This window comes from Nitrospira sp. CMX1 (assembly GCF_054902215.1).
Genome location: NZ_JBUBKD010000037.1, coordinates 1 through 14,498, shown reverse-complemented (window position 1 = coordinate 14,498; position 14,498 = coordinate 1). Strand labels below are relative to the sequence as shown.

Genomic DNA, 14,498 nt, shown 5'->3' with positions numbered 1-14,498 from the left:
GGCTGAGATGAGCGCCTGGACAATTGATGGAGGAGGACGATTATGCCGAGCGTGCTGGACAAGGTGATTGAGAGAGAGTTGCGAAAAGAATTGAGGGACGCATTGGTCAGGTTCGAACAGCAATTACGACAGTCCGGGGTGAGTGATGACAATATCAAGAGCCGGCTCCGTGGTGCCAAGCAGTTTGTGGCATTTTTGTATGGGCGGTACCTTGGGTAACGAATAGGGCCGGCTTGGATGGGGCGAAGCCACATCCGACCGCCTGCTACGACCCAGGCTTAGCAATAGCTCAAAAATCGGCAGACTGTCGGAACGTATCATCCTACAATTCTGTCATTTTCAGGCTCCCATCTCTTCCTCTGCTTTCAGAATAAGTCTGCTCAACCACATCAGTTGATGCTGCCACTAATCTCTTGCGTAGTTATAAGTCAATAATAAGTATATTAATTGTTAGTATATAAAGCTATAACGACTTCTTAAATGGAACCCCTAATAATGACAGTATCAGTGGGTTAGTCGGGAACGACACGCTCGACGGCTTAGCGGGCAATGATACGCTGCTAGGGGGCGTAGGGAACGACGCAGTGTATGGGGGGCTAGGTAACGATGTGTTGGAAGGGGGGACCGGGGACGACTATCTGTATGGCGGGACCGGTAGCAGTAGTGGGGCGGGGAACGATACCTATAAGTTTGCGGTTGGGGCCGGAGTGGATCATATCAACGATTACGATACCACGGTGGGGAATACCGATGTGGTGACGTTCGCAGGAGTCGCGTCCACCGGGGTGACGGCCGTGGAGCGGCAGGGCAATGGGTTGGTGCTGAAGTACGGGACGAGCGATCAAGTGATCGTGGACTATTATTTCCACTCGAGCTATCCCGGCTACAAGGTGGAGCAGTTCAAGTTCAGCAATGGGGTGACGTGGGACGAAGCGGCAATCAAGGCGCGAGTGATGACGGTAGGGACGACGAGTGGCGACAGTATTACCGGCTACAACGATGGGACGAATCAGATGTATGGCTTCGACGGCAATGACTACTTGGCCGGAGGAGCGCTGGCCGATCTGATCGATGGGGGCAATGGGAATGATACGCTCGACGGCTTAGCGGGCAATGACACGCTGCTGGGAGGGCTTGGAGCCGACAGCCTGTACGGCGGGGCGGGTAATGATACCTTCGATTACAATGCTGTCAGTGAAAGTCCGGTTGGGACAGGTAGGGATGTCATCACCGGTTTTGCCGGTTCGGGTGCGGCTATCGGTGACCAGATTGATCTCACCACGATCGATGCCAATAGTTTGTTGGCCGGCAACCAGGCCTTTATCTTTGGTGGTTCCTTTACGGCAGGACACCTCCGCTATGCCGGAGGGATTCTGCAGGGCAATACCGATGCTGATACGGCGGCGGAATTTGAAATTCAGCTGGTCGGCGCTCCGGCACTCGTTGTCGGCGGGGCTGGGACGGATATCCTGCTGTAAAATGTTCCCTCCCTGGCGAGGCTTTTTTATCTGGGGGACTCCTGCTGTAGGCAAGAGTCCCCGTTGTGTTGTGAATGATTCCTTACCCGGTTGGAGAGGTGAGGCTCTTACAAAAAAGGTCCACCGTTTTTTGAAACAAGAAGAGCGCGGTGTCCTGTGGCGAAGCCGTGAGAGCGGCTCGCGCGCTAGCCCGGATGGTCTCCGTGGTAAGCTGATGACGCTCGGTCACTACTAAGGCATCATCTAGGTCCAGTTCAGTTCCGCGACGAAGCTTGGCAATGACAAAATCGATGGGTGACAGGACACGGACACGAAGACGAGGGCGGTTGATGAGATCGATGGCACGATCTCTGTATCCCGGAGGCATCGCGACGACAGACCACCCGGAAAAATTTTGAGTCAAATCAGCCGGGATATCGTGGGCCGCCAGATAGTCCATGAGCGGGATCAGCGGGCCTTGAAGCTCGGCATCGAGGTCGCGGGTGGTCCGGTGAGACACACCGTATGCCTGGAGAGCCAGCGCGCCGACAATCAGCACGTCGATCGATTCACCGGTATCAGTGACGTACTGCGCGAGAAGCGTGATGATCTGTTCAGCGGTGAGCGTAGGCAAAGTAGACCGCCTCGGCGAAGGTTCGATACTCACGGAAGTCGATTGGGCCGAAATCAATCGGCAGTGGGGCACGGTTGAACAGATACGTCAGTAAGCGTCGGTAGTGTGTGTACCATCGGCAAGCGGTGTGATAAGCCTCCTGGACGGCAGGATCGGTCTGCCAGGGTGTGAGATCCAATCGATCGTTCAGTAGAATTTCAAGCCAGAGCACTCTCCGCCCCCTTGCGGTTTCTACCGCTTCTTCGACGGAGGTTGTGCCAAGGTAGGCCGGCAACAGGACGAACGACGGTTCAGGACGCTGTGGAAAAGGGTCAGACATGGCGAGAGTGTAGCATAGGAACACTCAGATCCCTATCGAGATCGTCCAGCTGGTATCAAGCCTGTCATCGTAGATCGTTCTACCCTTGTCACGTCCGTACGGATGCTACAAGAATTGATCGGTAAAACCGGATCAATAGACAATACTCATGCAGATGATTGAGCACGTTTTATCACTCTCCAACAAAGGAGTCCGAACCCATGAGTGAACCAAAACCCACCACGATTCCCTTGAATGTCCGATTGAAACCCTCTGATTCTTCTGCCCATCCGTGCCTGGTGAACCATACCAACGTCGGTGTTGCGCAGAGTATCGCGTACCTTGACTTCGGCTTCATCGAGCCCGCGCTCCTTGCCGCGGTTGCCCAGACTGCGAAGGATGGTCAAGCGGCATCGAAAGGATTAGACGGCCACCTGGTCACACGCGTGGCACTGCCTTTGGACAATCTGGCCCAGTTGCATCAACAGATTCAACAGGTGTTGATGGGGTTGCGTACGCCACGTCAACAGAAGTCGCAAGAGTAATGCGAACGCAGAGCCCTGTACCATTCCTCGAAAATATTTGGCCATCGTCCACCTGTCCCCTAAGATGGCTGCATGGCAGCTGCTACCGAGACGACGCCTCTCGATCAATCTGATCCGATCCCCGCATCGTCTGCGTCGGATGAGTCCGATACAGGATTGCTGAGTCTGCTGATCATCGCGCAGTACTATGATCTTCCTGCCGATGGCTGGCAGCTTCGGCACCAGTTTGCCCAATCCGGGCACAAGCTGTCCGATGCGGAGCTGCTCCGTGCCGCCAAGGATCTTGGCCTCAAGGCCGGTTTCGTCACGCGTGAGTGGAGCAAGCTGTACGAAACGACCTTTCCCGCCATGGCTAAGCTTTTGGATGGGGGCTATCTGGTAGTGGTAAAAGTCGAAGACGAGAACGTGCTGGTTCAGAACCCCGCCGAAGGCTATTCCCTCGTCCTCCCGCGTGACCGGTTCGAACTGATCTGGACCGGAGAGCTCGTGATCATGATGAAGCGGCCTAAGATCCGTCTTCAGGATCTCAGGTTTGATATGACGTGGGTGATCCCGGGGATCGTCAAGTATCGCATGTTGTTCGGAGAGGTCCTGATCACATCGGCCTTTCTGCAATGCCTTGCGCTGCTCACGCCGCTCTTGATGCAAATGGTCATCGATACGGTGCTGGTGCACAAAGAGTTCCCCACACTCTCTCTGCTGGCCGGGAGCATGATCGCGCTGGTTGTCTTTGACGCTGTCCTCGGCGGGCTTCGGACCTATCTTCTGTCTCATACGACCAACCGGATGACCGTCAGTCTTGGGGCCCAACTCTTTCGCCACATGCTGGCGCTCCCGCTGGCCTATTTTGACAACAGGCGTCTCAGTGAGACCGTCGCGCATGTGCGTGAGCTGGAGCACCTCCGCCGATTTGTCACGAACCATTCTCTGACCGTGCTGTTGGACATTCCCTTTGCGGTTCTTGTCCTGGCCGTGATGTGGCTGATTAGTCCAACCCTCGCGCTGGTGGTCATGCTCTCGCTGCCGGTCTATGCCTTGTTGTTCTACTCCATGACTCCCTCGATACGAGCTTGTCTGCATGACGCGGTCGATCGCGAGGCGGTCAACCAGGCATTCGCGATCGAGACCATCAGCGGGATCCATACAGTAAAGGCCATGGCGGTTGAACCGTCGTTCTGGAGGAAGTGGGACGCGCAGCTGGCCGGCTCTGTGCGAGCGAGTGTTCAGGCGACCCGTCTGATCACGACCGTGAGGCACGTCGCGCTCGGCATGCGCAACCTCACCACCATGGTGGTCATCTGGGTCGGTGCCGCTCATGTGATCGATGGGCGACTCAGTATCGGGCAGCTGATCGCCCTCGGTCTGTTGTCGTCCCAGGTGACAGGATTAATGCTGAGATGGGACCAACTCTGGCAGGAGTTTCAGCAAGCGGACCTGTCGGTCCAGCGGCTGGGGGATGTGCTGAACCGGCAACGGGAGCCCTCCTACAATCCGAATCGAGTCACGATTCCACAAGTCCAGGGGCAGGTCCGGTTTGAAAATGTCACGTTCCGATACCAGCCGGATGGGCCGACGGCTATTCGCATACTGTCCTTTTCAGCAGAGCCTGGTCAAATTGTCGGGATCGTTGGACGGTCAGGATCCGGCAAGAGCACCATCGCCAAACTGCTTCAATGTCTGTATGGGCCTGAACAGGGGCGTATCCTGGTGGACGGAGTCGATCTGGCGCAGGTCGATCCGGCGTGGCTGCGAAGGCACGTGGGGGTGGTATTACAAGAAAACGTCCTGTTCAACGGGTCGGTTCGGAACAATATCGCGCTGGCCGATCCTGAGATGGCAATGGAGCAGGTCATGCAGGCGGCAACCTGGTCCGGTGCGCATGAGTTTATCGTGGAGTTAGAGCATGGCTATGAGACGTTGATTGGTGAACAGGGTTGGAAGCTCTCAAGTGGGCAACGGCAGCAGATTGCGCTGGCCCGTACCCTGGCCGCGAATCCCCGCATCTTGATATTCGATGGAGCCATGAATGCATTAGACGAAGAATCTGAACAGGCCTTGCAACAGCACCTGCCTCAGATTGCTCAGGGACGTACCATGTTCATCCTGGCTCATCGGTTGAACTGTATGCACCAGGCCCACCGTATCTATGTCCTGGACAAAGGGGAGATCATCGAGCAGGGCTCGTATGAGGACCTGCTTGAGCGGGCGGGAGCTTCTGCACAACTCAGTGAGTCTCAAACCAGAAATTAATCACGAGGGTTCGATGGCCTTCGGTGCATTCGGAAGACAGTGGATTGTCTGGAGAGCCGCGTGGGAAGCTGACTCGGATCAGCTTCCTCACCCCTCTGTTGCCGAAGGGCCTGCCGCAGAGTTTCTTCCGGAGGTCCTGGACATTCAGCGAAGGCCTTCCTCTCCGGTCGGACGAGCGCTGCGGTGGGCGATTCCGATCGTGTGTCTGGCCGTGACGGGATGGGCCATGTTCGTGAGGATTGACTCGATCACAACGGCGCACGGACGGGTAGTGCCGAGCGGGGACTCGAGGAGTCTGTACCCGTCGGAACCGGGTGTGCTCACGGCGATTCACGTCCAGGTTGGACAAGCAGTGAAGCGGGGGGAGGTCTTGATGGAACTGGACTCGACCAGGAACATCTCGGCGCGAGACCATACCAGCAAGGAATATCGAGTAATACAGGTGGAAGCTGCCCGGTTGCGCGCGCTCCTCAAGCACCGGGCGAGGCTCGAGGCGCCGGCCGATGGGGATGAGGACGAGATTCGCGTCCAACAACGGCTCTTGCAGGATCAGTTGACTGAGCACCAGGCCAGGATTGCGGCGGCCCAGCATCTGGTGGATGAGCGTCACGCGGCGGTCGCACGGACGAAGACGGCGCTCTTTCGGGGCCAGGCGGTATTGTTGATGGAAACCGAACGTGCGGAACAGTCCAAGAAATTGATGGAGCAGGGGGTTGGGGCGAGGGCGGATTTTCTGCAGGCCGAAAGCCGACGTGTCGAGCAGGGACAGGAGATGATTCGCCAAGAGAAGCAGCTGGAACAAGATCAAGCAGCTCTTGCGGAGGCTGAGCAGGAGTCTCATACTCTGGCCGTAGATTTTCAGCAGAGGAAACAGGCGGAGCTCTCCGCGCTCGAAGCTAAAGCCGCTTTGCTTGCTCAAGAGGCGACGACAACCGGACAGAAATCTGGCTTCCAGCAGGTGCTCTCACCGATCGATGGGGTGGTGCAACAACTCGTGTCCCATCCGGTGGGCACGGTGGTGAATCCTGGGCAGCCCTTGCTTGTGGTTGTGCCCTCGGACCGCACGGTCGAGATCGAGGCGCATGTCGAGAAGAAGGATGTGGGTATCATCCACCAAGGACAGTCGGTTGGGGTCATAGTCGAAACCTTTCAGATACCTTCCTACGGGGCGATTCCCGGTCATGTCCTGACGGTCTCTGACGACGTGACTTCACGCAAAAGAGGAGAGCTTGTCTCACCCATACGGGTCCGTCTGGACCGATCGACAGTCCAAGTCGGAGGCACAGAGGTCACGCTTGCTCCTGGGATGGCGGTGAGGGTGGAGATTAAGACTGGGCCGCGCCGCATGAGAGAATACCTTTTGGAGCCCTTGCTTCAATCCTGGAACGAACGTGCGCGGGAATGGAACGAGCTCGTTTATGCCGTGCGCGGTTTCCTCGAGCGTCGAAATCTATAATTGGTCCTAGGACCGCTTTAGGTCCTCCTGTTCTCCTGCCTGCTGCTACCATGCTGCGGTTGGTTTGGGCCCAACAGTCAAGCGAACGCGTAGTTATTTACTCTATGAGGAGCAGTCAATATGGTTTCACCCGGGGTTTACCGTCACCATAAAGGTCAGCAGTATGAAGTGTTGGGAGTCGCGAGACATTCAGAAACGGAAGAGGAGTTTGTCGTGTACCGGGCGCTGTATGGGGATCGAGGCCTTTGGATAAGACCCCTTGCCATGTTTGTTGAGTCTGTTGAGAAGGAAGGAGTATCTGTTCCGCGTTTTTCCCGTATCGATTAGGAAACAGCAGAAATCCAGACATTCAGCAAGGTCCTAAACGATGCCCCGTCATAAATAGAATCGGATCGTGCTTCTTGAATTCTGGGGATGGGACGTTCAGTGGCCGTTCATAGGGGAGTCTGATGGTTACTGGGAGAAGCGGGGAAGTTTCCCCTATGAAGTGTGCGGACGTTGACGTGCGGAGGTCCGTACCCTAGACCACCGAGCTCCCTTCGCCGTCGCCGGAAAAGAGGCAGCAAACTAAGAAACCGCAGGTCGATGGTTCCTTTGCAACAGCCGGTCGACCGTTGTCCTTTGTTGGCCTTCTGATCTCTCTACAGAACTCCTCAGCTACATCTCAGCTATTTCTCTGATCCCCCGGCTTTTGTGGGATGGCAGTGTCTACGGGCAGACCGTATTCTGACCCGCATGACATCTCAGCACCAATCCCTTCCATGGCGGGCCATTATACGCGGAGTCACAATCGTCTCTGGTACGACCTTCCTGGCGGGCATGCTGCTCGCTGCTTTTGGGATTACGCCCAAGATTGATCCTGGCTTGTATCCGCTGCTTGCCCTGCTGGTGGGGGCAATAAGTGTTTCGGTGGCACTCCGTATGACAGATGCCACCCGACCCGCCTGTCTCGTCGCAATGGGTGTAGGAATCTGGCTCCTCAGTGGGACCGCCGTACTCCTGGACGTGCAGTCACTCGCGGGCTGGTTCCAGAGCAGTATTTCCATCGCCGCAACAGTGCTCTTGGGTCGATTGTTGCTGGGCATCACTCTGGACGAACCCGTTCAATCGTCTTATGCGCCTATCGTACGGAGCATGCCGCGGTCACGCCGAAACGTGTAAGACTGTCCTCGCTGAGTGAGATGTTAAGCGTAAGTCTCCCCAACTCCTCTAACGGTGTTCGTCACCTCGACTCCTCGCAAGGCAAAGGTACTAGGGAATCCGAGAAAATCCATCGAAGTCGCTACTTGATACAAGCCGCATTTTTTGGTTCTCGGTTCTTCCCAAGACCGGGATGGATGCCTAGAGATTCCTCAGCCATCCTGGCCTGATCCGGGGAGCGGGCAGCCTTCAAACAATCGAAGCTGGTTTGGATGTCGTTTGATTCTCCAGGCCCCTAGTAGTCGTAGCGTCTTCCTCGGCTTGCTGGGCGGCCTCGACTCTTTTAATAACTCCTGGACCTGTTCCCATGTGATCCGCTCAAAGTCCTCAAGATCGCTTTCGCGGAGATTCAAGCTCCGTTCTGATACAGGTCTATGCCGTTTGCCTGCTGGTCGATTCAACCAACGAAGTTGGAAATACCAGTTTCCAGACCAGTCGGTACCGATGGTGTGCACGGTGCCAATCAACCCAGCCGAATACCCGAGACGGGCAGTTGTCAGACGAAGGTAGCGGTCCTTGATGATGTCTGAACGGGTGAGCATGGAGCGTACCAATGGTTACATGCATGACAATCGAAGTCAAGTTGGTACCCGAGAAAGGAGGGTACCTAGAGCACTGCTCAACTCATTCGAACTCAGAGATCGCTCAATCACTGAAAATATCAAGGAATGTGACGCGATAGATCGATGACATTAGGAATACTTGTGATCAGTACATCAGAACTGATGATATGCCATCATTATGCCTTGCACTTTGCCGGCATTACTCTTAAGATGCCGCCGTTTTCCCATTCTAAATCTGACTAGCCAGAGCATGATGACCGGCGTATGTACGCCACTGCAACGCACCTCTTATAGGTGTTTCATGCCAGAAGAACCTATCAGATCAGGTGATAGGGCGCGGAAGCGGCAGAAAAGTCTCCAGCGCCGAGTCTTACAACATCTCAAGCACCACGGGCCTAAACATTATGACAATCTTTTTATTCTCTTCGACCCATACCGAACGGGAGAGACCGGCTTAGCCGTACAGGCTCTCAAGCTAGGGCATTATGTCAAGATAGACCAAGACAGAATGGTCCAGATTACAGACGTAGGGTTACGGCTTCTTGAGGAACAGTCTGGTTAATCCTGAGGCCCTGCCAGAGTGGAACGGTGTCTGGTTGCCTGCCTCTCCTACAATATGCTTCCTGCTGACAGCCGTTAGCTGAGCGATTTAATGCATGACCTTCACGCCATTCGCGTTCTTAGTCTGGCCATAACAGGGTGGGGTCTCTCGGACATAGTGAAGTGACTCACGCTCACACAACGCTGGTGTTTCGGTGGGACCATACTGGGTCTTGGGCAACCAGCGAAGGAATTGACCGGCCTGGTTGCTGATTTCTGGTTTCGGCGCAGTCTTTTATAATGCTCCCCCCTCTTTTGAGTACTGTCCAGTTTGGTTTGGGTTCCTGTAGATTCCGGCAACTTGGCTGTGGAATGCGGTTGCGGACCAGGGTTCTTGACAGCGCGCCGACGGCCTCCTAGACTCACGCACCTATTTGATTAGGAACACAGATTAAGAGGACTACTTCCATGCTGGTGTCATCCTCCCGGTCTGTCCTCCCTTACAAAGGAGCGTGAGTCTATGAACGAATCGAACGATCCTTCCATGCCGTTGTACGTCCAGCAGAAATCCACTGGAGGCCTGTCGAGGATAACAGCCGAGCGGATGGGAACAATGGTGATCGGTCTCGTGTTGGTCATGATCACCGGTTGTGCAGCATCGTTTTTCAAAGAAGAAACCGTTGCTGAACGATTCGACAAGGCAATGAAAAAGCTCGAGGAGCGTTGCGCCAAAGAACCGCCGAAGCCTGGCGACACCACCTGTGATCCGTTGAAGCTCAAGCCGGCTGATCCTTTGGCCACCGAAGAGGGTCGTTTTGCACACAGCATCAAAATCCCGAATCCAGTGCCAGAAGACAGTGGCTACAAGCCAGGGATGTCCACGAAAGAATACTTTGATCACCTCTGTAGAACTGAAGCGGGGGAATTCATCTTTAAGACTGTGGAAAAGGTGGAAGGCATCCTGCAGATGCGGCCAAGAACCGAGGCGACCGACTATATGTTGGAGCACCTCTATGCGATAGAAGACCCTTATGGGGAAACGTACGGCGAAGAATTCAATATGGGATCGGAGGCACTCAAGCCGGGAACATTTCAAGATGGGTATGTGAATCCCCCCTATGCAGATGCCGTCAAAACAAAGGATGTCAAAAAGAGAACGTACGAACTGTATAAGCCTGATCAGAATTATAAATTTCTTGAGAAACCGATTCCTGCATTCCTCCAGAGTCAGACAGATGAGGTCAAGTATCTCCGCTACACCAGGCCAAACACTGAGAAATTGGTCTATGAAGACGGCCAGTATATGTATCCACGTGACCAACAACCGCCCCTGATTGAAGAGCGGATACAAGTACCCAAGAGTCGGTATGGCTTTACTTGGCGTGGAATCTCGCGCCCACATGATCGTGAACTAGGGATTGCTGGAGGCGAAGTCATTCTTCTTGATCTGCGGGTCAACGAGGTGCTTGCGGTCAGGCGAGGCTACCTTGCAAGTGGTAGGACTCGGGACACTGTTGGGGGAATCTGGTGGCTAGGGGCGGCAGCCTGTCCGTCAAGACCAGTAACAGCTATGGGAGAGTTCCTGCATAAAGTGCTCAAACCGACGTCGTCAGTTGACTAGAGAGGAATCATCATGCTGGACCTGACTCTTGATCAGTTGAAAAAGGCCTACGATGCAGCTCTTGAGCAGATAGCTGCTGAATCATTTTTGCTTCAAGGAATGGCACCCCAGGCCTATATCAACGCTTTAAGAAGTGGGAACAATCCTGGAGATGATCCCAGCGCTGACGACTTGCGCGGAAAACTTCGCATGACGTTGGAGCAGGCAGAGGCATTCCGAAGTCGTTATCGTATCATCGATACCTATCAAAATGATGCCACAGGATTTTCAGCCGTGGCATTGCGCGACAACGATACCCCGAATCGAGTCGTGATCGCGGTGCGGAGTACGGAACTCAATAATGACCGGACGCGTGACCTTGGGACCGATGTGCAGATCTTTACGAGCGGGTTTGCGTTCGATCAAATCCTGTCAGCTCAGGATTTTCTCAACCGTGTCCGGCCGCAATTGCAGGTTGGCGAGAAGATTGACTTGGTTGGCTATTCGCTGAGCGGCAATATCGTGCGTACCCTCGCTGCCATGTATCCGGAGATTGTCAATCAGGACTCAGGCAACAACGTGGTCTTCAATGCGACTGGGCTCGGCGAGTTGAGTGATCCCTCCGGCCAAAACCGACCGCGCAATGTCGTGCTGCAAGAAATGCTGAGTCTGTACCGCCAGGTTGAAGCTGACCCCAGCAGCACAACGGATGTGCCGATACAACTTTCACCTTTGCAGTTGGCGGCGATTGCCGGATCGCCCATTGATCGCATTGATCCAAATGGAAATGTCTATTCCACCCCACGCCAGGATTTTGCCGAGGCCTATATCCGGAACAGATACGGCACGTTCTACAACGACTTTGGCACCACCGTTGCCGAACCCTCCTTTGCCCAATATGTTGGAGTCGCCCTCTCAGGCTTCGATGCGAACGCTGTCGCGAATTCGGGCAACCATCCAGTTCCTGTCGGCATCGCGATTGAAGGTCAGCCGGTGGTGGAAATTCCAGGTCTGGCTCCTCGATTTGATTATCTCAATACGCATAGTCTGACGCTCATCGCAGATTCGTTACGTCTTCAGATCCTCTTCAAAGAAATCGATGACTCGATTTCAACGGATGCCATCCAAGCGATCTTTCAGGCGTCCTCTGCAAGTGCCGCGAACACCTTACTCGGGCGGGCTGAAAAAGACACATTAGAAAACGCACTCGATGCGGTTCGGAAAGCGTTATTACCGGTGGATCAGAGCTTTCAGCTTACACCGTCTTCTGATGAGGCCGGCAGCTTCGGCAATATGACCAATCGCACGGCCTTTCACAACAATATTACGGCAGTCGAAAATATGCTGCCTGCACAGCCGGGCTCATATCGCATTGAGGTCTTAGTCGATCGGCCGCTCGAAGAGGTAAAAGGCGACACGCTGCTTGATGATGCGGCGGGCAAAGGGCTGGCCTATCGCTACGCTCTCACCGCGCTGAATCCATTTGTGATTATTGGCCCGACCTATGGCCAACACAATACAAATGGGGAATTGGCACTCTTTAATCCAGCGACAGGTCTGGGCACAATCACGACTGATTACATTCAGGATCGAGGGTTATTCCTCGCAGCTAAAGTGGCGCTGAATCAAGCCAATCTGAATGGACCGCTGAATCCATTTGCGCTCACACACTATCATGACAACACCACGGCGTATGACATTCCGTCTGGGCTGAGTATTCCCCCTGGTGTGCAGCGGGAGTATATTTTTGGGTCGGATAACGCGGAGACCATTTCCGGCGGATCGCTCTTTACTAATGACCATCTCTATGGGGGCGATGGCGTTGATCTGCTCATCGGCAATGGGGGTAACGACTATCTCCAAGGTGATGCCGGGAGCGATCAACTGGAAGGTGGAGCGGGAAGCGATACGCTGGTCGGAGGTCGAGGCATTGATGTGCTGGAGGGAGGGACCGAGAGCGACTTTCTCGACGGCGGGCTTGAGAACGACATCCTGAGAGGGGGAGACGGCCTTGATGCCTACCTCATCCGCGCCGTCGATGGGGCCGACACGATTGAGGATTCGGATGGTCACGGCGTGGTGGAGTTCGATGGGAAGATTTTGGTCGGTGGCCTGCGGCATGCCGGCGACCCCACCAATGTGTTTCACAGTGCCGATGGGACGATCACGTATAGGAAAAGTGGAACCGATCTGACCGTGACCGGTTCCAGCTCAGTAACAATCAAAAACTTCAGTTCCGGCAAACTCGGGATTCGATTGGTGGCGGAAGAGACGTATGCCGAGGCAACGCGTACGGAGTTTCTCAAAGTCGATGGGTATGTGCAGGTCGGTACCGATCCGCAAGGCGCGCCGATTTTTGAGCCGGTGTATCTTCCTTTCTTCGATGACTCCGACAATGATACGCGGAGTACCAGCCTGATCGGCGAACCTGTGCAGGGAGAGCTGACGCCGGAGATTGATGACGACCAACATACTCTCATCCACGCAGGTGGAGGTGAGGATATCGTCATTGCTGCAGGTGGTGACGATGAGGTGTATGGAGAGGGAGACAACGATATCCTGGTTGGGGCGGGTGGCCACGACCGACTGTATGGCGGGGCCGGCTCCGACTTCTTGACCGGTGATGATGGTGCTGACGTGACTGTGAGTGGCAATGACTATCTCGACGGAGGCGAAGGCGATGATGTGCTCTTGGGGTATGCCGGGGCCGACATTCTCATCGGGGGAGAAGGCAATGATCATCTGGAAGGCGATAACCAGGAAGCGCTGATGATCGGCAACTATGGCGGTGACTACATAGACGGTGGAGCCGGCCATGATCAGTTATATGGTGGGGGTGGGACTGATGTCCTGATCGGGGGAGCCGGTAATGATTTTCTCTTGGGCGATACTGCGATCTCGCAAGACGGGACGCCGGAGGCCGGTGGCGCCGACTCGCTCGACGGCGGCAGCGGCGACGATTATCTCGACGGACAATTCGGCGATGATGTCCTGGTGGGTGGGCTCGATCATGACATCGTAAATGGTGGAGATGGTAGCGATGTACTGTACGGCGGAGAGGGGAACGACACGCTCTCAGGCGACGTGCGTGTCGACGAGTCGGGCAGCAATTATGCTCTACAAGACTATCGAGGGGCGGGTGGAGATGACCTGCTGTTTGGCGGAGGAGGAAACGATATCCTATTGGGCGGCGAGGGGAGTGATCGGTTGCAGGGGGGAATCGGAGACGATTCACTCGTTGGAGGCTATAACACGCTTATCATTTCGCATACCGACCCGCTGTTTTGGAACCTGTTTACTGCATCAGGAAGCGATTGGCTCGATGCGGGCGAGGGAAATGACCAGCTGTTTGGTGGCATAGGGAACGATACCTTCTTGGGCGGGCAGGGCAATGATACGTTGCGCGGCGGTGGGGGCGACGATGTATTAGAGGGCGGCGCTGATGACGATGTGCTGTACGGAGATTATTACGATCCTGAAATAGGGGCGAATCTCTTTCATGCCGCTATGCTTGGCCTCAGCGGTCAGGATCGTCTGGAGGGAGGAGATGGAAATGATCTGCTCTATGGGGGCGAACAGGCTGATATGCTGTTGGGCGGGATGGGAGATGATCTTCTCGACGGTGGGGAGGGAGATGATGTGCTCGATGGTGGGGATGGGGCAGATGCCTTCTATAGTGGATATGGGAATGACGTGGTCTATGCGGGAGGCGGAAATGATCGCCTGACGGATGGAAGAGGCACTGACACGTTATACGGAGGAGAGGGAGATGATGAACTGATCAGCGGCAATGAATATTTCGATTCGGGCACCTCTGTTCTGGTCGGCGGCAGCGGCAATGACAGGTATTTCGTCGACAGTGCAGCGGATACGGTGGTGGAAGAGGCTGATGCCGGAGTAGACAGTGTCCGATCGCTTGTCAGCTACACGCTGCCCGATCATGTGGAGAACTTGC

General features: G+C 55.0%; 12 protein-coding genes and 1 pseudogene. 10 read left to right on the top strand and 3 right to left on the bottom strand.

Features of this window, described 5'->3' with window-relative positions:
• Nucleotides 1–42: 42 nt before the first annotated feature.
• The 3 genes and pseudogenes from ACYX34_RS09550 (at nt 43) to ACYX34_RS09540 (ending at nt 1,478) form a co-directional block, all read left to right on the top strand.
• Nucleotides 43–219, top strand: a complete 177-nt coding sequence (locus ACYX34_RS09550) for a hypothetical protein (RefSeq protein WP_176698142.1) — start codon at nt 43–45, stop codon at nt 217–219.
• 257 nt (nt 220–476) lie between these two features.
• Nucleotides 477–923 (top strand): annotated as a pseudogene (locus ACYX34_RS09545) (calcium-binding protein); the annotation flags it as partial.
• Nucleotides 924–953: 30 nt separating this feature from the next.
• On the top strand, nt 954–1,478 hold the full coding sequence (locus ACYX34_RS09540) for a calcium-binding protein (protein ID WP_462076339.1): 525 nt from the start codon (nt 954–956) through the stop codon (nt 1,476–1,478).
• Between the two features lie 82 nt (nt 1,479–1,560).
• Here the strand turns inward: ACYX34_RS09540 and ACYX34_RS09535 are convergent, their stop codons facing one another.
• Nucleotides 1,561–2,091 (bottom strand): DUF6036 family nucleotidyltransferase, encoded by a 531-nt coding sequence (locus ACYX34_RS09535; protein WP_462076326.1) that lies wholly within the window; start codon nt 2,089–2,091, stop codon nt 1,561–1,563.
• A complete protein-coding gene (locus ACYX34_RS09530) occupies nt 2,072–2,410 on the bottom strand; it encodes a hypothetical protein (protein ID WP_462076325.1) in 339 nt (112 codons plus the stop codon). The genes ACYX34_RS09535 and ACYX34_RS09530 overlap by 20 nt, the downstream gene beginning before the upstream one ends.
• A gap of 200 nt (nt 2,411–2,610) precedes the next feature.
• Here ACYX34_RS09530 and ACYX34_RS09525 point away from each other — a divergent pair, with 200 nt between their 5' ends.
• The 5 genes from ACYX34_RS09525 to ACYX34_RS09505 all read left to right on the top strand — a co-directional run bounded on the left by ACYX34_RS09525 (nt 2,611) and on the right by ACYX34_RS09505 (nt 7,801).
• Nucleotides 2,611–2,934: a hypothetical protein gene (locus tag ACYX34_RS09525; RefSeq protein ID WP_462076324.1), complete on the top strand. Its 324-nt coding sequence runs from the start codon at nt 2,611–2,613 to the stop codon at nt 2,932–2,934.
• Nucleotides 2,935–3,006: 72 nt separating this feature from the next.
• Nucleotides 3,007–5,184, top strand: a complete 2,178-nt coding sequence (locus tag ACYX34_RS09520; protein WP_462076323.1) for a type I secretion system permease/ATPase — start codon at nt 3,007–3,009, stop codon at nt 5,182–5,184.
• A gap of 13 nt (nt 5,185–5,197) precedes the next feature.
• A complete protein-coding gene (locus ACYX34_RS09515; protein ID WP_462076322.1) occupies nt 5,198–6,640 on the top strand; it encodes an HlyD family type I secretion periplasmic adaptor subunit in 1,443 nt (480 codons plus the stop codon).
• Nucleotides 6,641–6,760: 120 nt separating this feature from the next.
• A complete protein-coding gene (locus ACYX34_RS09510) occupies nt 6,761–6,967 on the top strand; it encodes a DUF1653 domain-containing protein (protein WP_462076321.1) in 207 nt (68 codons plus the stop codon).
• Nucleotides 6,968–7,375: 408 nt separating this feature from the next.
• Entirely contained in the window at nt 7,376–7,801 is a 426-nt protein-coding gene (locus ACYX34_RS09505) for a hypothetical protein (protein WP_462076320.1), read from the top strand.
• Between the two features lie 191 nt (nt 7,802–7,992).
• Here the strand turns inward: ACYX34_RS09505 and ACYX34_RS09500 are convergent, their stop codons facing one another.
• On the bottom strand, nt 7,993–8,382 hold the full coding sequence (locus ACYX34_RS09500; RefSeq protein WP_462076319.1) for a hypothetical protein: 390 nt from the start codon (nt 8,380–8,382) through the stop codon (nt 7,993–7,995).
• 1,081 nt (nt 8,383–9,463) lie between these two features.
• Here ACYX34_RS09500 and ACYX34_RS09495 point away from each other — a divergent pair.
• Complete coding sequence (locus tag ACYX34_RS09495) at nt 9,464–10,564, top strand: hypothetical protein (protein ID WP_462076318.1); 1,101 nt, start codon at nt 9,464–9,466, stop codon at nt 10,562–10,564.
• A 12-nt stretch (nt 10,565–10,576) separates the two neighbouring features.
• Nucleotides 10,577–14,498 (top strand): calcium-binding protein (locus ACYX34_RS09490; RefSeq protein ID WP_462076317.1); only part of this gene is annotated, 3,922 nt, incomplete at its 3' end.